Annotated in this window: 23 protein-coding genes and 2 pseudogenes; 13 read left to right on the plus strand and 12 right to left on the minus strand. The window is 52.6% G+C overall.

The genetic code is table 11. The features are described 5' to 3' along the window. Nucleotides 1-25: 25 nt before the first annotated feature. The 9 genes from flgG to N8E88_RS08515 all read right to left on the minus strand — a co-directional run bounded on the left by flgG (nt 26) and on the right by N8E88_RS08515 (nt 6,979). The gene (flgG, locus tag N8E88_RS08475) at nt 26-814 is read right to left on the minus strand and encodes a flagellar basal-body rod protein FlgG (RefSeq protein ID WP_114430755.1); all 789 of its coding nucleotides are present in this window, start codon (nt 812-814) and stop codon (nt 26-28) included. Nucleotides 815-823: 9 nt separating this feature from the next. Further along, entirely contained in the window at nt 824-1,141 is a 318-nt protein-coding gene (locus N8E88_RS08480; RefSeq protein WP_262292130.1) for a flagellar hook-basal body complex protein FliE, read from the minus strand. Next, on the minus strand, nt 1,141-1,560 hold the full coding sequence (gene flgC / locus N8E88_RS08485) for a flagellar basal body rod protein FlgC (RefSeq protein ID WP_112532380.1): 420 nt from the start codon (nt 1,558-1,560) through the stop codon (nt 1,141-1,143). Before flgC ends, N8E88_RS08480 begins: the two co-directional genes overlap by 1 nt. A gap of 1 nt (nt 1,561) precedes the next feature. Continuing rightward, a complete protein-coding gene (flgB, locus tag N8E88_RS08490) occupies nt 1,562-1,942 on the minus strand; it encodes a flagellar basal body rod protein FlgB (protein ID WP_262292131.1) in 381 nt (126 codons plus the stop codon). Nucleotides 1,943-2,051: 109 nt separating this feature from the next. After that, a complete protein-coding gene (locus N8E88_RS08495; RefSeq protein WP_262292132.1) occupies nt 2,052-2,627 on the minus strand; it encodes a hypothetical protein in 576 nt (191 codons plus the stop codon). Nucleotides 2,628-2,896: 269 nt separating this feature from the next. Next, nucleotides 2,897-3,958: an IS110 family RNA-guided transposase gene (locus N8E88_RS08500; protein WP_262292133.1), complete on the minus strand. Its 1,062-nt coding sequence runs from the start codon at nt 3,956-3,958 to the stop codon at nt 2,897-2,899. A gap of 126 nt (nt 3,959-4,084) precedes the next feature. Then, nucleotides 4,085-5,461, minus strand: a complete 1,377-nt coding sequence (gene fliI, locus N8E88_RS08505; RefSeq protein WP_262292134.1) for a flagellar protein export ATPase FliI — start codon at nt 5,459-5,461, stop codon at nt 4,085-4,087. 13 nt (nt 5,462-5,474) lie between these two features. Further along, a complete protein-coding gene (gene flgF, locus N8E88_RS08510) occupies nt 5,475-6,200 on the minus strand; it encodes a flagellar basal-body rod protein FlgF (protein ID WP_262292135.1) in 726 nt (241 codons plus the stop codon). Then, nucleotides 6,197-6,979: a DUF1217 domain-containing protein gene (locus tag N8E88_RS08515; RefSeq protein WP_262292136.1), complete on the minus strand. Its 783-nt coding sequence runs from the start codon at nt 6,977-6,979 to the stop codon at nt 6,197-6,199. Before N8E88_RS08515 ends, flgF begins: the two co-directional genes overlap by 4 nt. A 538-nt stretch (nt 6,980-7,517) precedes the next feature. Between N8E88_RS08515 and N8E88_RS08520 the strand changes: the two genes are divergently transcribed. The 5 genes from N8E88_RS08520 to N8E88_RS08540 all read left to right on the plus strand — a co-directional run bounded on the left by N8E88_RS08520 (nt 7,518) and on the right by N8E88_RS08540 (nt 9,081). Next, nucleotides 7,518-7,796 carry a hypothetical protein gene (locus N8E88_RS08520; protein WP_262292137.1) on the plus strand — a complete coding sequence of 93 codons (279 nt, stop codon included), beginning with the start codon at nt 7,518-7,520 and terminating at the stop codon, nt 7,794-7,796. Between the two features lie 3 nt (nt 7,797-7,799). After that, on the plus strand, nt 7,800-7,943 hold the full coding sequence (locus N8E88_RS08525; RefSeq protein ID WP_262292138.1) for a hypothetical protein: 144 nt from the start codon (nt 7,800-7,802) through the stop codon (nt 7,941-7,943). Nucleotides 7,944-8,221: 278 nt separating this feature from the next. Next, complete coding sequence (locus N8E88_RS08530) at nt 8,222-8,386, plus strand: hypothetical protein (RefSeq protein WP_262292139.1); 165 nt, start codon at nt 8,222-8,224, stop codon at nt 8,384-8,386. Next, nucleotides 8,379-8,642 (plus strand): hypothetical protein, encoded by a 264-nt coding sequence (locus tag N8E88_RS08535; protein WP_262292140.1) that lies wholly within the window; start codon nt 8,379-8,381, stop codon nt 8,640-8,642. The genes N8E88_RS08530 and N8E88_RS08535 overlap by 8 nt, the downstream gene beginning before the upstream one ends. A gap of 16 nt (nt 8,643-8,658) precedes the next feature. Next, on the plus strand, nt 8,659-9,081 hold the full coding sequence (locus N8E88_RS08540; RefSeq protein WP_262292141.1) for a hypothetical protein: 423 nt from the start codon (nt 8,659-8,661) through the stop codon (nt 9,079-9,081). 302 nt (nt 9,082-9,383) lie between these two features. On the opposite strand, the gene N8E88_RS08545 is transcribed toward N8E88_RS08540, so the two are convergent. After that, nucleotides 9,384-9,620, minus strand: a complete 237-nt coding sequence (locus tag N8E88_RS08545) for a hypothetical protein (protein ID WP_262292142.1) — start codon at nt 9,618-9,620, stop codon at nt 9,384-9,386. Nucleotides 9,621-9,940: 320 nt separating this feature from the next. Here N8E88_RS08545 and N8E88_RS08550 point away from each other — a divergent pair, with 320 nt between their 5' ends. From N8E88_RS08550 to N8E88_RS08575, 6 genes are all read left to right on the plus strand, one after another. Continuing rightward, complete coding sequence (locus N8E88_RS08550) at nt 9,941-10,582, plus strand: acetyltransferase (protein ID WP_262292143.1); 642 nt, start codon at nt 9,941-9,943, stop codon at nt 10,580-10,582. Next, on the plus strand, nt 10,575-11,696 hold the full coding sequence (locus N8E88_RS08555; RefSeq protein ID WP_262292144.1) for a DegT/DnrJ/EryC1/StrS family aminotransferase: 1,122 nt from the start codon (nt 10,575-10,577) through the stop codon (nt 11,694-11,696). Before N8E88_RS08550 ends, N8E88_RS08555 begins: the two co-directional genes overlap by 8 nt. A gap of 11 nt (nt 11,697-11,707) precedes the next feature. Beyond that, the gene (locus tag N8E88_RS08560; protein WP_262292145.1) at nt 11,708-12,937 is read left to right on the plus strand and encodes a glycosyltransferase; all 1,230 of its coding nucleotides are present in this window, start codon (nt 11,708-11,710) and stop codon (nt 12,935-12,937) included. A 66-nt stretch (nt 12,938-13,003) separates the two neighbouring features. Further along, entirely contained in the window at nt 13,004-13,768 is a 765-nt protein-coding gene (locus tag N8E88_RS08565; protein WP_262292146.1) for a class I SAM-dependent methyltransferase, read from the plus strand. Between the two features lie 103 nt (nt 13,769-13,871). Beyond that, on the plus strand, nt 13,872-15,263 hold the full coding sequence (locus N8E88_RS08570; protein WP_262292147.1) for a glycosyltransferase family protein: 1,392 nt from the start codon (nt 13,872-13,874) through the stop codon (nt 15,261-15,263). 2 nt (nt 15,264-15,265) lie between these two features. After that, on the plus strand, nt 15,266-16,450 hold the full coding sequence (locus N8E88_RS08575; RefSeq protein WP_262292148.1) for a glycosyltransferase: 1,185 nt from the start codon (nt 15,266-15,268) through the stop codon (nt 16,448-16,450). Between the two features lie 334 nt (nt 16,451-16,784). On the opposite strand, the pseudogene tnpC reads toward N8E88_RS08575, so the two are convergent. Then, a pseudogene (gene tnpC, locus N8E88_RS08580) lies at nt 16,785-17,461 on the minus strand (IS66 family transposase); the annotation flags it as partial. Here tnpC and N8E88_RS08585 point away from each other — a divergent pair. Beyond that, nucleotides 17,436-17,801: pseudogene (locus N8E88_RS08585) on the plus strand (IS21 family transposase); the annotation flags it as partial. The pseudogenes tnpC and N8E88_RS08585 sit on opposite strands and share 26 nt — an antisense overlap. A 19-nt stretch (nt 17,802-17,820) precedes the next feature. Next, complete coding sequence (gene istB, locus N8E88_RS08590) at nt 17,821-18,597, plus strand: IS21-like element helper ATPase IstB (protein ID WP_262292149.1); 777 nt, start codon at nt 17,821-17,823, stop codon at nt 18,595-18,597. Nucleotides 18,598-18,644: 47 nt separating this feature from the next. Here the strand turns inward: istB and N8E88_RS31750 are convergent, their stop codons facing one another. Beyond that, nucleotides 18,645-18,914 (minus strand): transposase, encoded by a 270-nt coding sequence (locus N8E88_RS31750; protein ID WP_410010576.1) that lies wholly within the window; start codon nt 18,912-18,914, stop codon nt 18,645-18,647. Between the last annotated feature and the right edge of the window lie 219 nt (nt 18,915-19,133).

The following is a 19,133-nucleotide window of genomic DNA, read 5'->3' on the forward strand; positions in this document are numbered from 1 at the left end:
CAAGTTGCCACCTTCATAATGTTCCTTAGCGCAGGTTCTTTGAAACGACTTGAGCCATTTCGTCCGCAGCCTGAATCACCTTCGAATTCATCTCGTAGGCGCGCTGCGCCGTGATCAGATCGGTGATTTCCTTGACCGGATCGACATTGGAATTCTCGAGATAGGCCTGCTTCAACGTCGCAAATCCAGGATCGCCCGGGACGCCGACAACCGCATCACCTGAAGCATCGGTCTGCTTGTAGAGATTGTCGCCAAGTGGCTCCAACCCGGCTTCATTGGCGAAGTTCGCGATCGTCAGCTGGCCGAGATCGACCAGTGCCGTCTGATCGGCCATTTTCGCAAACACCTGGCCCGTATCGGTAATTTTGACCTCGATCGCATCGGTCGGAACAATGATGTTCGGTTCGACCAGATTTCCATCGAGCGTCACCAGTTGGCCCGTACTGTTCGTGTTGAATGCGCCGGCCCGGCTATACAGTGTCTCGCCAGCCGGATTCTGGATCTGGAACCATCCGCGGCCAACGAGCGCCACGTCGAACGGGTTGCCCGTCTGGTTGAGACTTCCCTGGATATGCAGATTGCGGACCGCCGATGTCTGAACACCAAGCCCGACCATTGCCCCTTCGGGAATGATGCTTTGGTTCGCCGCATTGGGCACGCCTGCCGTGCGTTCTGCCTGATACAGCAGATCCGAAAATTCCGCCTTGGCGCGCTTGAAGCCCGTTGTGTTGATGTTGGCGATGTTGTTGGCAATCACTTCCAGATTGAGCTGCTGGGCATTCATGCCGGTTGCAGCAATAGTAAGCGCTTTCATCGTTGATCCTTAGATAGGCATGCGGCTGATTTCGAGATAGGCCTGGACAATCTTGTCACGGATGGCGATGGCCGTTTGCAGCGACTGTTCCGCGTCCATGACCGCATTCACGACATCCCGGGTTGGCACGTCGCCGGTCATACTCTTCATGGAAACCGCTTCGGCGCCTTCAAGCTTGTTGCTGACCGATCCTGCCAGTTGCGACAGAACATTGCCGAATGAAGACTGGCCTGTGGTTGCAGCGGGGGACGCTGCGCTTGGGGCTACGGTCTCCGCCAAATTCGAGAGAGCGTTACGCGTGGAAACACTGAGAAGTTGGTCTATCATCAGGAATTCCTCAAAAGGTCGACAGTCATGGCAATCAGTTCGCGTGCTTGCTTGACCACTTGGAGATTGGCTTCATAGGAGCGATTGGCTTCACGCATGTCCGCCATTTCGACGACCATGCTGACATTGGGCAATTTCACATAGCCATTGGCATCGGCTGCCGGATGGCTTGGGTCATATTCTTCGGTAAAGGCAGAGGTATCCTTGCCGACTTCGGCAATGCGCACCGTTTCGACGCCAGTGGCGCGATCAAGCTCTGTCGCAAAGGAAACCGTCTTGCGCCGGTACGGGTCGCTGCCGGCGGTCTTGCCGGTCGACTGTGCATTGGCGAGGTTTTCCGAAACAATGCGCAGGCGCGTCGATTGCGCGGAAAGACCGGATGCGGCGACTTTGAGGGCAGCTTGCAGTGGATCGGACATCTTAGCTCTTTACCGCTGACAGCATCATGCGGTGAAACGCTTTGACGATGCTGGTGTTGAGAGAAAACTGACGGTTGATCTCGCCGGATTTCACCATTTCCTCCTCGAGGCTGACCGTATTTTTGGAATGATTCTGTTCGGTCACCGCATCCGTGCGCAGCGCTGTCGCGCTGATGCCGGACGCGTCGATCTCAAGATGGTTGGGATTGGTCGCGGCCATGGTCAGCTGCGTTTGTTCCAGCACATCCTTGAACGGCTCGACATCGCGTGCCTTGAAGCCCGGCGTATTCGCGTTGGCGACATTTCCCGAGATCGCCGCTTGCCTTACCGAGAGCCATTCGGCCTGACGTGATGCCAGCTCAAACAGATGGATGCCCTGCATGTCTTTCCTCGCACGTCTGGCTGGTTAATCTTGCCTTAACCTATGCTTTCAAACTTGCGTGAGACTTGCGGCCCGATCCGCCAGGAACTTATGTTCAAAACGACGTTCACTAGTTGGTGCGGCTGATCACATCGCCGTCGGATGTCTTGATCTGCCAACCGTCCTTGCCATCACCACGTTCGATGGCGACGAGCTTGCTTCCATCGGGGAGGGTTGCGCCTTTTTCGACGAACCAGTAGCCGGTATCATCTTCGATCATAACCAGTCCGCCAACGATCTCGCGTAACAGAAAAACCGGTTTGCCGGGAAACGCCTGCTTGCTGGCCTCTTCGCTGCTAGCCGTCCGGTCTTCCTTCAACTCCGCGGTCGTGGCGGTTGTCATGGGATCAAGTTCCTCGCTCGGTTTGCCTGGCGAAGCTCCATTTCTCCCATGGGTGTCACGTACGACCTTCTGATTGGTCCGGTTGAGCGGATCATTGACCTTTTTACCTGAGGATATGGGCGTCGATTGCGCGTCAAGAACGTCGTAATACATCACGAAGGGCAGCACAAAGCTGCCGACCGCCAGTACGAACCCGGCACTCTTCAGATAACCGTCAAGGCGTTTATCGCGCCGACGAACTAGCCTGGGCTCAGTAGCCGTGGTCTCGGCGGATTTCGCGGGCACAGCTTGTTGTTGCGTCATGATTGCTCCAATGAAAGAACACAAGGGGCAGAACGCCTTCTACCGGCGGCTTTTCCTTGGTTCGCTTGTGTTTTGACCGGCGTCTGTGCCGATCGGCTAAATCTTTCCCTCCGCTGGGCAGTTTGTTTGCGTCCAGCGGTTCTCGAACCATTCTCCAATGCGTGACCCTGATGCCATCCTGGCTTCGGTCACATAGTGGCGTTCGGTTCCCGGTTTCCCATTCTCCTTCAAGAGCGCAGCCCAGTCCTGCCGGGCTCGCTAGGCAGTCATCAGGACAACCGGGATATCGTCGACGCGCCTTCCGTGGTGGTGCCGCGCGGCTCGTAAGCGCGCTGGTCACGCAGGATCTGGAAGACGATCGTCAAAAGCTTGCGCGCGATGGCCACACGCGCCTTGTTGGTTCCTCTGATCTTCAGGTGTTCGTATTGGGCGCGCAGCTGCGGATCGGTCGCGATGGCGGGCGCGACCGCTTCAACGAAAGCCCAGCGCAGCCACTTGTTGCCCTGCTTGATGATCTTGCCGTGGAAGGTCTTGCCGCCGCTCGAATAGGTCGAGGGCACAAGCCCCGCATAGGCGGCAAGCTTCTTGGGCGTGCGGAACCGCGATATGTCATCAATCTCCGCATCGATTAGTCGGACGAAGAACTCACCGATGCCGGGGACCGTCTTCAAAAGCTTCACATTGGCGTTGGCCTTGGTCATGGCCCGGATCGTCGCTTCCGACTGCTTGATCCGCTCATTGATATCGCCGATGAAGTCGAGGCCACGGTCGATCTGGATGCGGTCGATCTCTGAGACGTTGACCTGGGCGAGCTGGACGCGACCGGCCTTGCCGAACAGATCACCGAGCTTCTTCAGCTGTGCCGTCTGCTCCGGATACCGATCAAAGACCGTGACGATGCGGTTCTTCGTCATCGTGCGCAGCCGCACGTAAAACATCCGCTCACGCAGGGCGACGCGTAGTTCCCGGGCCTTGTCGCTCGGTGCCCAAGCCTCCGGCACCAGGTCGGCCCGAAGCAGATGCGCCAGCACCGTCGCGTCGATCTTGTCGGTCTTGATCTTGGCGTCGGCGATCGCCTTGACCTTCAGCGGGTGGGCGAGAACGACATCATCGCAGATGTCGTCGAGCCAGTCGTACACCATCCAGTTGCGGGTCGCTTCGACAACGGCATGAGAGTTCTCCCGGTAGCGTTCCAGAAACCCGCCCAGCGACTGGCGGTCATTCTTCACCCGACCGGAGCGCAGCGTCTTGCCGTTGCTGTCCTGGACAACCAGATGGCTATAGGATTTGGGGTAGTCAACGCCGATATGGTAATCATAAGATGCAGTCATGCTTCCAACTCCTCTATTGAGATCTGCAAAACCCCAATAGGATAAGCCGAAAGGCTGGAAGCGTGGCTGTCCATCAATCATCACCTGCATCTCAGTGATCCGTTCTCTCAACGGGCGCGGCCTCTTTCATGCCACCTCCTTTGGTCGCAGCGACGCCGCAAGGTCGTTGTAAGGATCCTGCGAGAGTGGCGAGGCCGGCGTTTGCTGCATGGCGTCATAGATGAGAGGGACAAGATTGACCGCCTGATCGATGAGAAGATCGCTGCCTGTCTGATAGGCGCCGATCATGCGCAGATCACGCGTTTCCTCATAGCGGGCGACAAGGCCGCGCAGACTGGTCACCAATTTCTGTTGTTCTGTTGTCCAGTTATGCTGGGCAAGGCGAGAGATGGAACCGAGAATATCGACTGCAGGGAACCGTCCCTGCGCCGCGATGCTGCGATCAAGAACAATATGGCCATCCAGCGTGCCGCGAATGGCATCGGAGATCGGATCATTGTGGTCATCGCCGTCGACAAGAACCGCATAGATACCGGTAATCGTGCCACCGCTTTTAAGACCTGGTCCAGCCCGTTCAAGCAGGCGCGGTAGCTGACTGAAGACGCTTGGTGGATAACCGCGCGATACCGGTGGTTCGCCGGCTGCGATGGCGATTTCGCGCGCAGCATGGGCGAAGCGCGTGATGGAATCAACGATCAGCAGGACATTCTCGCCCCGATCCCGGAAGTATTCTGCAATCGCCGTCGCCGTATTGGGAGCAAGCCGGCGCATCATCGGGCTTTCGTCGCCCGTGGCGATGACGGCGATGGTCTTTTCAAGCTTCCCCGCCATTGTATCTTCAAGCATGTCCCGTACTTCACGCCCGCGCTCGCCGGTCAGAGCCAGCACGACTGTATCGAAGTCGGTGGCTCTGGTCATCATGGCGAGCAGTGTGGATTTGCCAACGCCAGACCCGGCGAAAACGCCCATGCGCTGGCCAAAGCACATCGGTACGAAGACATCGACCACATTGACGCCGGTGCGCAGTCCCCTTTCCACCCGGCCACGATTCATCGCCGACGGTGCCGGACAATCCACCGGTTTCGGGTCGGTTCCCGCCGATAATGGTCCCTTGCTGTCGAGCGGATATCCCAGAGCACTGATCACCCTGCCCTTCCAGTCGGGTGCAGGGGCAATGCGGAACGGTCCTTCCGGGAAGACCGGTGTTCCAAGCGATGGCATGATGCGGTCATCGAACGGCTTGATCAGGACCCTGGTCTGTTCGAGCCGGACGACCTCTGCCGGGTGGAGCTGGCTGTCAGAGCGGATTGCCACGATGTCACCGAGTTGAACCTTGTCCGATATCCCACGAACCCCGATGGCGGAGCGCGACACCTCATTGACATAGCCGCCGACAACAACCGGATTTCGCTCCTGAACGATCTGCGACACGATCCTTGCCAGCGCATCAAGGCTGCCCGTCCGTTGGCGTATCGTCGGCAAGGCGGCTTCAAGCGACTGCATGGTCAAACGGCGATCATGTCTTCGATCCGAGCGTCTTTATGGCTTCGGAGAAAGTGTTCTCACTGCCGCGAAGCAATGCGTCAACACGTTCGAAAGCGCGTGATACGCTCATCAACCGCGTCATTTCGCTGATTGCGTCTACATTCGACCCCTCGATCGAACCCTGTATTACACCGGCATTGGGATTGTCGATGGCAGGCTGAGCCGCCATGCTCGGAATGACCGAGGAATTGTCGAAATAGGTGAGTTTGGCGTTCGGACTGATAGTAAAAAGACCGATCGCGCCCAATTGCCTGCCGTTTTGATAGACCGCGCCATCCGACGAAATATCAGGCGGCCCACCATTCGGATCGATCGTCAATGGCTGCCCGCCCGCATCGAGAATGGGATAGCCCTTGACGGAGAGCAGTTCGCCCGTCGTCGACATCTGCATACGACCATCGCGCGTATAGACCTGACCGGCCGGTGACTGAAGGGAGAACCAAACGTCGCCTTTCGCCGCCACATCCAGAGGATTGCCCGTCTGGGTAATCGGACCGGCTTCGGTCTTGATGTAGCTTTCGCCGGCCGTGACGAAACTCGCGTTTTCCGCGGCTTTCGACACCATTGCCTCGAACTTCATGCCTGTGGCACGAAAGCCAGGCGTCGACATGTTGGCGACGTTGTGAGCCAGCGTATCGAGCCGGCGCTCCAGCGAGATTTGTGCCGAAAGCCCAACATAGATCGAATTTTCCATCAACGACCACCCAGCTTGAAGGATTGCAGGGTCGCAAGAATGCTTGCCGAAATCCCGATGGTGGCCGTTCCTCCCAGCAGCAAGGATGGCGCGCTCGCAGCAGTGGAAGGATTGTTCATCTCATACATGGCCGTGAACCGCGTCAACAGCTTGTCGAGTTTGGCAGGGTCCTTGAGATCCTTCAGATCAAGTTTGTCCTCGACCAGTTTGGCCTGTCGGTCAATGTCGAGATTGGACATCTGCGCCGGCATGTTGAAGGTCGCCTGGAAGACCTGCAGAAGCGCCTTGTCGCCAAGTATCTCGAAAGCATTGGTAATGGTCGGCGCCTTGCGGGCGAAATACAGCGCCAGCCGCACGCCCTCATTCTGCTGGCCCGTCTCGACCTCCAGCGTCTGGCGCACATATTTGTCGACGATGGGCTGCTTCACTCCAGGCTGGGCAGTTGCCTTGTCACCAAGCTTGACGAAATTGAATGTCGTCGCAAGTTCCTTGTAACGGGGATCGGTCAGCTTGTTGGCGAAACTGTCGGGATTGTCTATGCCTTCGGTGAGCACCTTGCGGATAAAGGCTTTGGCATAGGCCATATCCTCAAGGCCGAATGCCTTCAATGCGTAGTTGTACAGCTTCGTATCTTTCATGAAATCGTCGATGGATTTCACATTGCCTATGTTTTTCAGATAATAATCGCTCTCACGCTGAACGATCGGCTCCTTGGAGACGCGGGCGAGCGAGCGCGGCAAGTCGGCGGCAATCAGCCTATAGCCCGTCATCGTATTGATCATGATGCGCCTTTCCTGAAAACGTTTGGTTCATATGTGTCAAATCAAGCTTGCCTGAAGCTGGCGGTGCTCATGCTGACGCGGGAACGAGCGGCTCTGTCGCAAAAGCTTTGGCGCGGCGCGGCACTGACTTGGTCAGCAGTTCTTGCACAGTTACGTTGCCGTGCGAATGACAGTTGTCCGTCCTGCATGGAGATAGTCGATGTACATCATTACGGGTCGAGTTTGCTGCCGAGGATTGTCGGCTAATTTCTTGGGCAGCAATCGGTCGCGTATGAATGAGACCAATCGACCAATGGTTTTTACAAAGATGGAAGTGATCAGAAACGTTTTGAAAATGCTGATGATAGCTGATTTTTTGCAGCCATTAATGGGTGCCCGAACCCTACAATCGCACCAGCGACCTCTCGATCGATCCTGCTATCGATTTCCCGCCAACGGGATTCGCCAGATACCAGCGAAATCGGCCAAGAAGGACGGCGATGCCAGCTTGTGAACAACAAAGATCGACTATCATCCGAACCAACAAGGGGGACGATCCATGGCAGTTGGCTTTTTCAAGACTTTGAGGTCATCGCTGCGCGCCAACCTGCTGAAGCGTGTCGATGCACACATTGACGCGGGAACCATGGCCGCAATGAAGTTGAAATTTGAACCTGACACAGGTCGCCGCTACGTTGTTCTCAACATCACGACAGCAGGCGGGGGATCGACCAGTATACGTGCTTACGAAGTTGACGAATTTCTTGAAGTTGCGGAGAAACTATCTGCCGCCATAAATGACATGCGAGCGGCTATTCTGTCGCCGCCGCAAGATTGAGCGATGCCATGGAAAGTCAGGTTCCGCGATAAGGATTTCACGCTCGATCCCGAGTTTGAGTACGAAATCCGGATAGCGTTGGCTGATAAGCGCGAGCTTTCGGGTTCCGTGGAAATCATCTTCCATGAGCAAGACGACGGGTCGTAAACATCACCTTTCACGAATCAGCTGATCCTGATGAATTTTCGTTTGCAGGTACTCATGGATTACATCCTGAGATGGGCGAGGTGTACATTTTCTCTGGGATGCCCGACGATGGCGGTCCGCAAGTGCTCGCGCTTTATAGTGTCGAGAATTTTGGCGAGCCTCCGGTCAACAAGGAACGATTTCCATTGGACAAGTTCAGACAGTGATCATTCCAAAGCCAATATCCGCCAAACCATCCAGACCGCTTCGCTGACTGTCAGCGGGCAGTGGAAGATCGAATGCTCGAGCTCCTGGGCGACGCCCAGGTGGCAGGATGGGCCAAGGACGAGGTCCTCGCCGCAATGATCGAAGTAGCCGAAAATACCAATCTGGCGATGCATCCAAACGTGCTGCTTTCTGTTGAGACAGAACTGAGAAAATTGATGAAGAAAAAGGATGTCTGAATTGGCTGACGCCAAACCTCATCCCGCGCGTCTTATTATTGTTGTCGCATTCAGCCGCGCAGACAATGGGCACCTTGTGCCTGCTTACGATCCGATGCAGTTCGATACCCCAGAAGACGCCACCCGAATGGCGCGTTATCTCGCGGTAAAATGCGTGGGCGTCTTGGCGTGGGTTCGCGATGCCCAGCCTGATGTGGGTGGCTACGGCCCTCCGACGATTCTGTTTCAATCTGGCGACGTCCCGGAGATGGAGTAATCATCAAGCGATCAAGATGACGTGGGAAGCAACCGTTCAAAACCTTATCAAAATTGGCGCGGTCAAAATCACCCGGCGCGATGAACTTGTCGTTCGCCAGCGCCTGGCAGACGCCGAGGCATATTTAACAGACACAAGAAATGTTACGACCACTCAATCGCGTTTCTTGCTGGCAGTTGAAGGGGTGCGCCAGGTAAGTCTTGCGATCCTCAACCACACCGGGATCAAAGCCATTCCCACGGCTCAAAACAAGATCGACGTGGCGCAGTTGGCCGCAATGACTGCACAGCTTGAAACCGTCGTTCCTGGAGCAGCAAAGATCCTCGGAGAAATCCGGAATATCCGCATACAACGGAAGAGCGTGTCACCTGCCCACCAATCTCGCCGGAGCGGGCGGCCAAGGCAGTGGATATCCTGGTCGCCCGTGCCGGAACTCTAACACATACCGGTAAAGACCCTTAGGCGGCGCAAGGCTAAAGGTGATGCTGATCGAAGTTAGAGAGCTCGGTCCAAAATGACTACGATGAGTGCTGCTATTGGGGTGCCGACTATCATAGCAATCGACCAGACAAACGCGGTGAACAATGGTTTCGCGCTTGTGAGTTCATGGTATCGCATGTGAAAGTACGCGCCTAAGACCGCACCAACCCCATGATTTGCCACATATGAACGAAAAGAATTCGGCCAATTACCATTCCAACGATTAGGCCAAATGCTGGCGACAAGACCCGCAGAACGTCCCTAAATGTGTCGGTTGGCATCATTCTCGCCAAGGCAAAAAAAGAGGGCGACGCCTGCCAAGATAGTGCGGGTAACGTGTGCGAGAAACGCATAGGCTATTTTCGGCTCAGTTGCTTTCCGCCACACAAAAGTCGGCGGATCGCGTAATTCGTACCGAATATAGATATAGCACGCCATCGCTCCTGGGATGAATATCAATACAAGCGTCGTCGCAAAAATGAGGTCGGATTTGTCCATTAATTGTCTCTACTTTGCTTTTGTACGGTTTGTTTCCATTAACCACCGTGATCACCCTCCCAACTGACCCTTGATGTTTATTGGGTGATATCTAATGTCGTCGAACCAGCGATTCTGATGGGAGCGATCTTTCCGTTTGCAGCCACATCATTGCCGATGAGTCATCAACTAAAGCTACAAAAAGCGGGCCACAATGCAAAAAGAATGTGAAAACGTTAGAAATGGTACGGTTCTGCGACTGACCAAGCCCCGGAGCAACCCAATCCTGTGGGGTTTTAACCGAAGCAACACCCAGCAATTCTCTGTCGGCAGCTGACGAAATGTCGGATACAGCTATAATCTATGGTGCAGGAGGCCATGCTAGAGAGCTTAGATTTCAGCTGATGGCGGCTGGTGTCGAAGTGGTGGCTTTCGTCGATGATTTCCGCTACGGCCACTTGGTTGAGGATCTTTTAGTCCTCACGCGCGAGCATGCAATTGAGCTTTATCCTTCTGCAAAATGGCATCTCGGATTTGGGCAAATTGCCGGCCGACGTAGAGTATTACAATCTCTTAGAGATGCGGGCTGTAGTATGGGAAGTTTTATAAGCCCAAGCGCGCTTGTTGCCCCAACGGCAAAAATTTTTGAGCCCGCCCAAATATTTGCCAACACTGTCATCTCGACTGGGGCATCCGTGGGGGCAAATGTCATCATCAACTTTGGTGCAGTGATTTCCCACGATGTGGTCATTGGTGAGAATAGCTACGTTTCTCCCGGGGCAAATATTGCTGGAAACGTAACGATTGGTCGTGGCGTCTGGGTTGGAGTGGGCGCAACTATAAAGAACGGTAGCTCTGGGATTGCTTTGACAATCGGCGACAATGTCGTAATTGGCGCTGGTGCTTGTGTCGTTAATAATGTGGAAGGCAATGCGGTAGTCATTGGTGTTCCAGCAAAGGCGAGAAATAATTCCAATGTCTAGACCTCCTATCTACGTAGCACACCCCTTGGTGCCCGCAGGCGAAGACTATCTTTCGATACTTGCTCCGGCACTGCAGAGTCGAAGGCTAACGAACGGAGGAGCGTTATCGTCAGAACTCGAATTACGTCTATCTGAATTATTCCGTACACGACATGTCAATCTAATGAGCAACGGTACTGTAGCTATCGAAATAGCAGCTAAAGCCCTTAAGTTTAAGAATAAAGTAATCACCACGCCGTTTACCTTCGCCGCAACTGTCGGCGCCTTATTATGGATTGGACTAGATCCTGTGCTGGTAGACATCGATGAGGATTTTCTAACGTTGGATGCTACGGCAACCGAAAACGCGTTAGATGATGATGTGAGCGGAATCGTCGGCGTTCATGTTTATGGATGTCCATGCGATTTAGACGCGTTCGCGAAGATATCGGAAGCTAGCGGCGTTCCCGTACTTTACGACGGTGCCCATGTATTCGACGCCTCCTTTAATGGGTTACCGATCGTTGGCTATGGCGATGCTACGACCATGAGCTTTCACGCAACCAAGCAATTTAATACTGGGGAAGGTGGCGCTGTTGTCACCACTTCGCAAGAAGTCAATGCACGTGTCAACATTCTCAAGAATTTTGGCATCGAATCTGAGGATGTTATTTCGGATGTTGGCATAAATGGAAAGATGAGCGAACTCAATGCGGCCTTCGGTTTGGCCAACTTGGACGTTTTGTTCGAAGAGCGGGCACGACGGACCCAAGTAGCCCAAATCTATACTAATGAGCTTTCTGAACACAGAAAAATCCGGATAGTGCAGCAACGGCCAGGAACTTCTAGTTCCAGTCAATATTTTGCCGTCAGACTTCCTGTCGAAAATAACGTACAACTGAGAGACAAGGTATATATAGCATTACGCGATCTTGGTATTTATACCAGGAAGTATTTTTATCCCCTTATTTCTGACTTACCCGCATACACCCAGCACATGAGCCAGAAAACATTCAATCTACCCAATGCAAATCGCGTTGCACGGGAGATCCTGACGCTACCTTTGCATGGTGGAGTTTCGGATAGCGATGCTAAATTGATTGCGAGGTCCGTAGTGGAGGCACTCGACGCTTAGGAGGCGGCTGTATGATAAACTCGCCCAAAATATCGGTAATAATGCCGTCCTATAATCATCAGGAATTCATCGCAGAGGCCATTACTAGTGTTTTAAACCAAACAATCAGTTCTATTCAACTGATAATAGTTGACGATGGCTCCTCTGACGGGAGCGCTTCAGTCATCCGATCATTCACTGACGAACGTATTGTCTTCAAACAACTCCCTAGCAATTTAGGCGCATGCGAAGCATTGAACATTGGACTCTCGCTTAGCGAAGCAGACCTAGTAGCCGTGTGCAATTCCGATGACCGTTGGCACAAAGATAAACTTCAGCGCCAACTCCGGGTGATGCAGGAGAGACCTGATATCGGCGCTGTTTTTACGAATGTGCAATGGATAGATGCGAATGGAGCATTTATCCCCGCTGATTCGTTAACCCCATACCATGCAGTATTTCAGCAAGCCAATCGTTCCAGGCAGGAATGGCTCAAAACTATAATAGAAAGAGGAAACTGCTTATGTCACCCATCGGTTCTTCTAAAGAAGGAAATATTCAGTAAAGTTGGCGCGTATGACAATAGATATAGACAGCTCCCTGACATGGATTTGTGGGTGCGCCTGTTACAATTGTACGAGATTTTCGTACTGCAGGACGCACTGATAGAATTTCGCTTGCATGAAAGCAACACAAGTCGCCCTCTCCCGGCAACGAGCATACGGTCGATCAACGAACACCGGTTGGTGCTCGCGAGGCTGATGGACGACATTAGCGCCTCCAATTTTCGGTCGACCTTTATACCCCACATCAAGAGTGAAAATGACATTGATGCCGAAAAGACTAAATACTTACTTAGTCACAACGGGCCATATGCGACCATGTTCAATCAGCTGGGTGCGGAGTGGTACTTAAAATTTGAACCGGACGCCACGGATTTGCCCATATCACCACACGAATTCCACGAAATAAATTCAATTAGTTCTCCGTGGTCACATCAGGAAGAAATACACAGGCTCAAGGAGGAAACAGACAGGCTCAAGGAGGAAACAGACGGGCTTAATGCCGAGCTGTGGCGCGCGAAAACACAGCTAAACGAACTAGCTGATCAACTGTCTGAACGGATAAAAGAAACCATCCAACTTAACACGACAATCAATCGAGAAGCAGTTTTCAATCTTTCAACTGCCAAACTTATTTCAGCGATTCTGTGTCGGTTAAAAAGTCGCACTCTTTCATTGGTAACCAGTAACTCACGATGAGAGTTTCAAACTCTCACGTTGCTCTAGTTAAACCTTAACGAGGCCCGTCGCCATTAGGAGAAACTAATGCTAATTACATTCGCTGACCGATATGAGATGATTGCAACTCTAGGCAATGGGCCACTGGACACAATGGTCGAGCTTGGTGTGTACAAGGGCGAGTTTGCCGATTTCTGCTCACAAAAGATCACTCCTAACCGGCACTACCTGATCGATTTTTGGGATTATGATCGGTACGAGTTCGTGTTGAAAGACGCTCCCCAGAATTTAGAGCGTCAGGCGATATTTGAAAGTTATTTTGACAATGAGCCTCGGGAGACCCTCTCAAGGGCGCAATTACAGGTAGAGGCTACGTTTTCGAATAGATCCAACACAAAGATAATAAAAGCAGACATTGCTGCAGCTGCGGTTGAGTTTCCAGATAATTTTTTTGATGTGATTTATCTTGACGGAAACCACACATATGAATTTGTTTTAAGAGATCTCTATACTTGGTATCCCAAACTGAAGTCAGGTGGATTGTTTGTCTGCAACGATTACTTCGAGTCTTCATTTGCAGCGAAGCAAAACATTGGTGTGATCCCCGCATTTCAAACATTTTCTCAACGCTTTGAAGTTCATCCTATTATGCTGTCAATGACTGAGTGGTCAGATTTTTATTTCTCCAACCAACCGCACTCTCCTCTGATAAGCAGACTGATAGAGGGATTGATCAATACGGGCCAAAATTTGCTGGAGATACCGTCTGATTTTCTTGGGAGCTATCATCACAGTGCAGTCAAGATTACCGGTGGACAAATTTTGCTTCCCGTCTTCGGAAAAGGAAAATGAATTAGGCGGCCGTTCGTTCAATTTTGAATTCGGTTATCACGCCGCTTTCTTGTCTTGTGGTTATTCCGCCGTATTGCTAGAGCAAACCCGATAGGAACCCAGCATGACAAACGAGTTTTATGATCTCCTGATAATCGACGACATCTATCCGTCGAACTTCTCGCCATTTCGGACAATAGAATATAATCATTATATGTGGTTTTTTGATGCGGCGGTCCTCTCCATGGAAGGCTCGCAACTCTGGATCGAGAACAGCAAAATTGGTGAGCATATTGAAAAGCTGGATTTGGATTCGAAGTATAAATCTCGCATTTCTTCCTTTCGAGACGGCCATAAGATTGGCGGAAAAATCGCCTACATTACGTTCCTCGGAAATGCCTACAAGCTATTGCCTTATCTGACCGCACGTGGATTACCCTTTATACTTCAGCTGTATCCCGGCGGTGGGTTCGCGATAGACCAACCGGAAACTGATGAAAAGCTGAAAGCTGTTTTGTTAAGTCCCCTTTGCAAAAAGGTGATAACCACTCAAACCATTACTAAAGATTACATTGTCGACAAAATCGGCTGCAGCCCGGAAAAGATTGAGTTCATCTTCGGTGGTGTATTCGATAGTCGAATTGATTTTGATTATTACCGAGACAAGGTAGTCTATGGGAAACATAAGGAGACAATAGACCTCTGTTTCGTAGCTCATAAATATGGTGACGATCTCGTCTCGAAAGGGTACGACTATTTTTTAGAAGTCGCTCAGACGCTTGAGCAGAAATTCTCAAACTTACGGTTCCACGTTGTAGGAGATTACTCCCCTGGCGATATTCCCCTTGAAAATATAGCCAAGAAGACCACGTATTACGGTCGCCAACCGAGTTCATTCTTCGCTGATTTCTATCCAAAAATGGACGCAATCGTGTCGTTCAACCGGCCCTTTGTTTTGATGCCAGGAGCCTTTGACGGGTTCCCGACGGGTGCTTGCTTGGAGGCCGGTTTTCGGGGAGTCGCTAACATTATAAACGATCCTCTTAACTTAAACATCGCGTTCAAGGACGGTGAAGATCTTTTAATACTAAACGACGATTTTCAGAGTTCGATTGAGAAAATTTCTCGGCTGCTTGCTGACCAAAACGCTCTAATGAACTTGGGCGTTGGAACTTGGCGAGCTTTTCACCGCACTATGGACCTAGATGCCCAGCTATGGGCCAGGACAAAGGTTATAGGTGACGAACTCTTGAAACACACTGCTCTTGTCGCTGTGGCTCCTTTTACTAAGAGTTCGCTCGACGGAGAACCACTCCGATTACAAACTCAAAACATTCTACACGAGAAAAATCACCTGCAGGCTGAACTCGATAGAGCTTTGAGCCGAATTGCCCGGCTAGATTCAGAGCTCAGTCAATGGCAGCGGGTCGTTGAGCATGTCTCCAAAGGCGTACCGTATAGAGCTTATGCAAAAGTCAAGGCGTTCGCTCGCCGAAATCTGAACTTTGGAGGTTAGTTGTGAGTACTGACAAGTATGCGGTCATTTTGGTGAGAGGCGACATCGATCGGTTCAAACACAATGTTCTTTTCGCCGGAGAACTGACGGCTGCGTTTAATCGAAAGCAGTGGCGAGCTCTGACTTTGGACTACATATTAGATAGTAAGGCCGTTTTTGCTGCCTTGCGGGATCCTCTCTGCAGTTTTTTTGTCACCTTCAACGGTTTCGGAACAGAATTGGAAATGCCAACGATTGAACCTGGCCGACTAGCGCCGGCGTTTGAAGCGTTTGGTAAACCAGTACTAGATATAATGCACGACTGCCCAGTGCATGAAAGCATGCTGCATCAACTGAAATCGACCTACGCAGCCAGAAAGCTTTTCATTACAGATTACGCCTATGCCAGAATGGCATCCGATATTGGTGTCAAGAACGTCGTGTTTGTTCCGTCAATCACTTTTCCCACAGCTAAAAGGACTTTCAAGAGCCCCACCGTAAAAAACATTCGGATACTCTTTGCCGCAGGTTTTTCAGCGCCGAGTTACAGTCGCGACCGGTTTGACATCAGCACCACAAAAGGTCGGATATACCGCGACATACTTGATCTGATAACAGCAAAATGCGGGGATAATTGGGCCTTAGACCCGTTGACTGAAGTGCTTAATGCGCTCGCTGATCTAGACATATTTTTCGCAGGTAGCAATCCAGATCATCGTTTTCTTCTGACTACCATAATCGATTACACGAAATTTGATCGTCGCGACAAAATCTTGTCGGCAATTAGGGATCTGCCCGTTACGCTGGTCACAGATAGAGAAATTAATCCAGCAAAGTTGGGTTCAGACATGACAGTGCTCCCCGACCGATCGGCCACGGAAATTTTGCAATTGATGGCGAATTCTTCGATAGTCTTGTCCCCCACTACCCATATGGCCGGATTTCACGAGCGTCCTCTGTCGGCATTCACGGTTGGATCGGCAGTAGTTTCAGCTCCATGCGGTCCACTTCAGGCAAGTTTTTCACATGGAAAGGATATACTGTTCTTTTCTGACCCGACCGAGCTTCGCCATTCACTACAAACACTTCTGTCTGACAACGATTATTGTAATTCAATTGGACAGGCGGGCAAATTGAAAGCCTCAAATCTTTTCTCACCAGATAGGCTGATCGAGACAATGTTAAATTCCATCAGAAACTTGCAATAGGATAGAACACGGTCGTTTCAATAAGTTTACATTTCCCCCTCGCATCCCGTAGGAAACAAGGGGCTGATTTATTGACGGGGGGACATAGCTCAAGGCGGCGAACTGGGGTTCCTGCGCTCGTAATCTTCCCTCGCCTGCATTGTGGCTGTTAAAGCTGCAATTGCATTGCACATACAGACCTTGCCGTGTTGCAATCGATCGAGCCTCGTAAGCGTGTCATTCTGGAAGTTGGCGGCAGTGGCGTGGGCCGTGACCTGTTTCGTTTCCACTCCGGTAAGGCGGTCATTCACCTTTACAGATTGATCAATGGCCGTGGTTGCTGTCCGGACGTGGTCAGGTCGAAGAACTTGCGTCTGGCGCAAGTCCAATCAACCACCGGCCATTCGCGAGGCTGCTTGCTGGGCGCGCACGGCTCTCGTAAAGATCGCGGAAGCCTGCATAGCCATCGGCACGGAGAAGTTTGCCAGATGTTCCATCGGGTGCTGACCTTTGCGATCCGGGCTATAGAAGTAACAAACGGCGGGCGACGCATTGTCACCCCAGGGACGTCCATCACGCACATAGGTCCATAGACGGCCTGTTTTTGTCTTGCCCTTTCCGGGTTCAAGTACCGGAACGGGTGTGTCATCCGCATGCAGTCGATCCGCAGCAAAAACATGCTCCTGTAATCTGGCGGTCAATGGCTGCATCGCTGCATCAGGGCGCTCGCCTTGCCGATCCAGTCCGCCATAGTGGAGCGGGAGAGTTCGATGCCTTCACGGGCGTAAATGTCCGATTGGCGATAGAGCGGCAGGTGATCACAATATTTGGCGACCAGCACATGGGCGAGGAGACCAGGTCCGGGTTTGCCACGCTCAATGGGGAGCGACGGCATCTTCGCCCTAATATCTGTATCACAGCCCTTGCAAGCAAAGCGCGGCTGAATGTGGCGCACCACCCGGAAAGAGGCGGAACATAATCCAGCACTTCACTGACTGTTTCGCCCGTCTTGATGAACTCCGAGCCGCCGCAGACGCACCAGCAATACGCCAACACCACACCGGCGAGCTTGCTGAAGCAAGCTGCCGGCATCGAATCCAATACCCTAATCCTGGTTGAACGGTTGATGCGCGTTCGGCCCCACCCCCAGCAGAGCTACCGCGCTGCGCAAGGCGTTCTGTCGCTTTCCCGGCGCTATGGACCTGCTCGGATGAACGCCGCCTGCGAGCGGGCGCTGACGATCAATGCGCTCTGCTATTCCTCCGTCAGCACCATTCTCAAATCGGGTCTCGATCAGGCTCCGCCTGTCGATGAGCCGGTCAAGCCAGCCCCGCCGCACGGCAACATCCGCGGCAGTTCCTATTACCAGTGAAGAAAGGAAGACACGCAACATGCTCACACATCCACCCCTCGATCAGATGCACGCACTCGGTCTGTCCGGCATGGCGACTGCATATCGTCACCTGGCCAATCAGTCTCAAGGCAACGATCTCAGCCGTGACGAGTGGCTCGGCTTGATGCTCGCCCGTGAGATGGCAGTCCGCAGCGACAAGCGCCTGACCAATCGCCACGCAACCGCCAAACTCCGCTTCCCCGACGCTTGCATCGGGAATATCGACCTCGCCGCCCATCGCGGCCTCGATCGCCGACAGCTTCTCTCACTGGCGCAAGGCGAATGGCTCAAGGCGCATGAGCATCTGATCCTCACCGGGCAAACGGGAACCGGAAGAACCTGGCTCGCCTGCGCCATCGGCCGGCAAGCGGCCCGTCTCGACTATTCCGTTCTCTATGTCCGAATGCCCCGCCTCTTTGAGGACCTGGCCCTGGCACGCCTCGACGGCCGCTTCCCTCGATTGATTGACAAGCTCGCCCGCGTTCAACTGCTGATCCTGGGCGATTGGGGAACGCATGCACTTGCCGATCAGCAGCGGCTCGATCTGCTCGAAATCTTCGAAGAGCGCTACAGAAGGAAACCCACGCTCATTACCGCTCAACTGCCCGTGGCCCAGTGGCATGAGATGATCGGCGAACCCACGCTTGCTGATGCCATCCTGGACCGCATCGTTCACAATGCACATCGTATTACGCTCGAAGGCGACAGCATGCGAAAGCAAAAAACGAGACCGCTCTTGACGGTACCCGCAAACCCGGAAATCAATAACCGGTAACACTCAACCAGGCGAACGAAAGTCGATCCCGAGAAACTGTCCGGGAATTAGTGAACCGACTGTCCGGGATTTACCGGAACCGATGTCCCTTTAATCCGAAATCCGCATAGAAACGTCACATCTGTCCGCGCCTCGGTGGGTTCTTGCCGCATTTGTTTCCGCCAGGAATATATCTGTTGCGGAACGATATCGTGCCGTCGGGCGACTTCGACAATACTTTGTCCGCTCGAAGCCACGTCGGCCAAGATATCCAACTTCTGCTTGTCCGACCAAATGCGCCGATGTTCCCGGCCCGTCAAAATCTCCATACGTCCCATCGTTCACCTTCGATACATCGTTAACTCCGTATTTAACGATGTAACTTCAGTGCTTCGCAGAAAATCTCAAAGGCAGGATCACCGGACGTTTACGACGCATGATGGAAAACTGCGTCATCCAGCTTTCAAAGGAATACGTGAAACGGCTGACAACGCCGAAGTTTACGAGATTGACGGGAAATAACGCCTTCAGAGCAGCGTTGTCCGGACGACATTGAC

It is taken from the genome of Phyllobacterium zundukense, assembly GCF_025452195.1.
In the GTDB taxonomy this organism is placed as follows: domain Bacteria; phylum Pseudomonadota; class Alphaproteobacteria; order Rhizobiales; family Rhizobiaceae; genus Phyllobacterium; species Phyllobacterium zundukense_A.

Bases quoted from the DNA above. Each gene is read 5' to 3' on its own strand.
- flgG (WP_114430755.1), bottom strand. From the start codon at position 814: ATGAAAGCGCTTACTATTGCTGCAACCGGCATGAATGCCCAGCAGCTC.
- N8E88_RS08480 (WP_262292130.1), bottom strand. From the start codon at position 1,141: ATGATAGACCAACTTCTCAGTGTTTCCACGCGTAACGCTCTCTCGAAT.
- flgC (WP_112532380.1), bottom strand. From the start codon at position 1,560: ATGTCCGATCCACTGCAAGCTGCCCTCAAAGTCGCCGCATCCGGTCTT.
- flgB (WP_262292131.1), bottom strand. From the start codon at position 1,942: ATGCAGGGCATCCATCTGTTTGAGCTGGCATCACGTCAGGCCGAATGG.
- N8E88_RS08495 (WP_262292132.1), bottom strand. From the start codon at position 2,627: ATGACGCAACAACAAGCTGTGCCCGCGAAATCCGCCGAGACCACGGCT.
- N8E88_RS08500 (WP_262292133.1), bottom strand. From the start codon at position 3,958: ATGACTGCATCTTATGATTACCATATCGGCGTTGACTACCCCAAATCC.
- fliI (WP_262292134.1), bottom strand. From the start codon at position 5,461: ATGCAGTCGCTTGAAGCCGCCTTGCCGACGATACGCCAACGGACGGGC.
- N8E88_RS08515 (WP_262292136.1), bottom strand. From the start codon at position 6,979: ATGATCAATACGATGACGGGCTATAGGCTGATTGCCGCCGACTTGCCG.
- N8E88_RS08520 (WP_262292137.1), top strand. From the start codon at position 7,518: ATGGCAGTTGGCTTTTTCAAGACTTTGAGGTCATCGCTGCGCGCCAAC.
- N8E88_RS08525 (WP_262292138.1), top strand. From the start codon at position 7,800: ATGCCATGGAAAGTCAGGTTCCGCGATAAGGATTTCACGCTCGATCCC.
- N8E88_RS08530 (WP_262292139.1), top strand. From the start codon at position 8,222: ATGCTCGAGCTCCTGGGCGACGCCCAGGTGGCAGGATGGGCCAAGGAC.
- N8E88_RS08535 (WP_262292140.1), top strand. From the start codon at position 8,379: ATGTCTGAATTGGCTGACGCCAAACCTCATCCCGCGCGTCTTATTATT.
- N8E88_RS08540 (WP_262292141.1), top strand. From the start codon at position 8,659: ATGACGTGGGAAGCAACCGTTCAAAACCTTATCAAAATTGGCGCGGTC.
- N8E88_RS08545 (WP_262292142.1), bottom strand. From the start codon at position 9,620: ATGGACAAATCCGACCTCATTTTTGCGACGACGCTTGTATTGATATTC.
- N8E88_RS08550 (WP_262292143.1), top strand. From the start codon at position 9,941: ATGTCGGATACAGCTATAATCTATGGTGCAGGAGGCCATGCTAGAGAG.
- N8E88_RS08555 (WP_262292144.1), top strand. From the start codon at position 10,575: ATGTCTAGACCTCCTATCTACGTAGCACACCCCTTGGTGCCCGCAGGC.
- N8E88_RS08560 (WP_262292145.1), top strand. From the start codon at position 11,708: ATGATAAACTCGCCCAAAATATCGGTAATAATGCCGTCCTATAATCAT.
- N8E88_RS08565 (WP_262292146.1), top strand. From the start codon at position 13,004: ATGCTAATTACATTCGCTGACCGATATGAGATGATTGCAACTCTAGGC.
- N8E88_RS08570 (WP_262292147.1), top strand. From the start codon at position 13,872: ATGACAAACGAGTTTTATGATCTCCTGATAATCGACGACATCTATCCG.
- istB (WP_262292149.1), top strand. From the start codon at position 17,821: ATGCTCACACATCCACCCCTCGATCAGATGCACGCACTCGGTCTGTCC.
- N8E88_RS31750 (WP_410010576.1), bottom strand. From the start codon at position 18,914: ATGGGACGTATGGAGATTTTGACGGGCCGGGAACATCGGCGCATTTGG.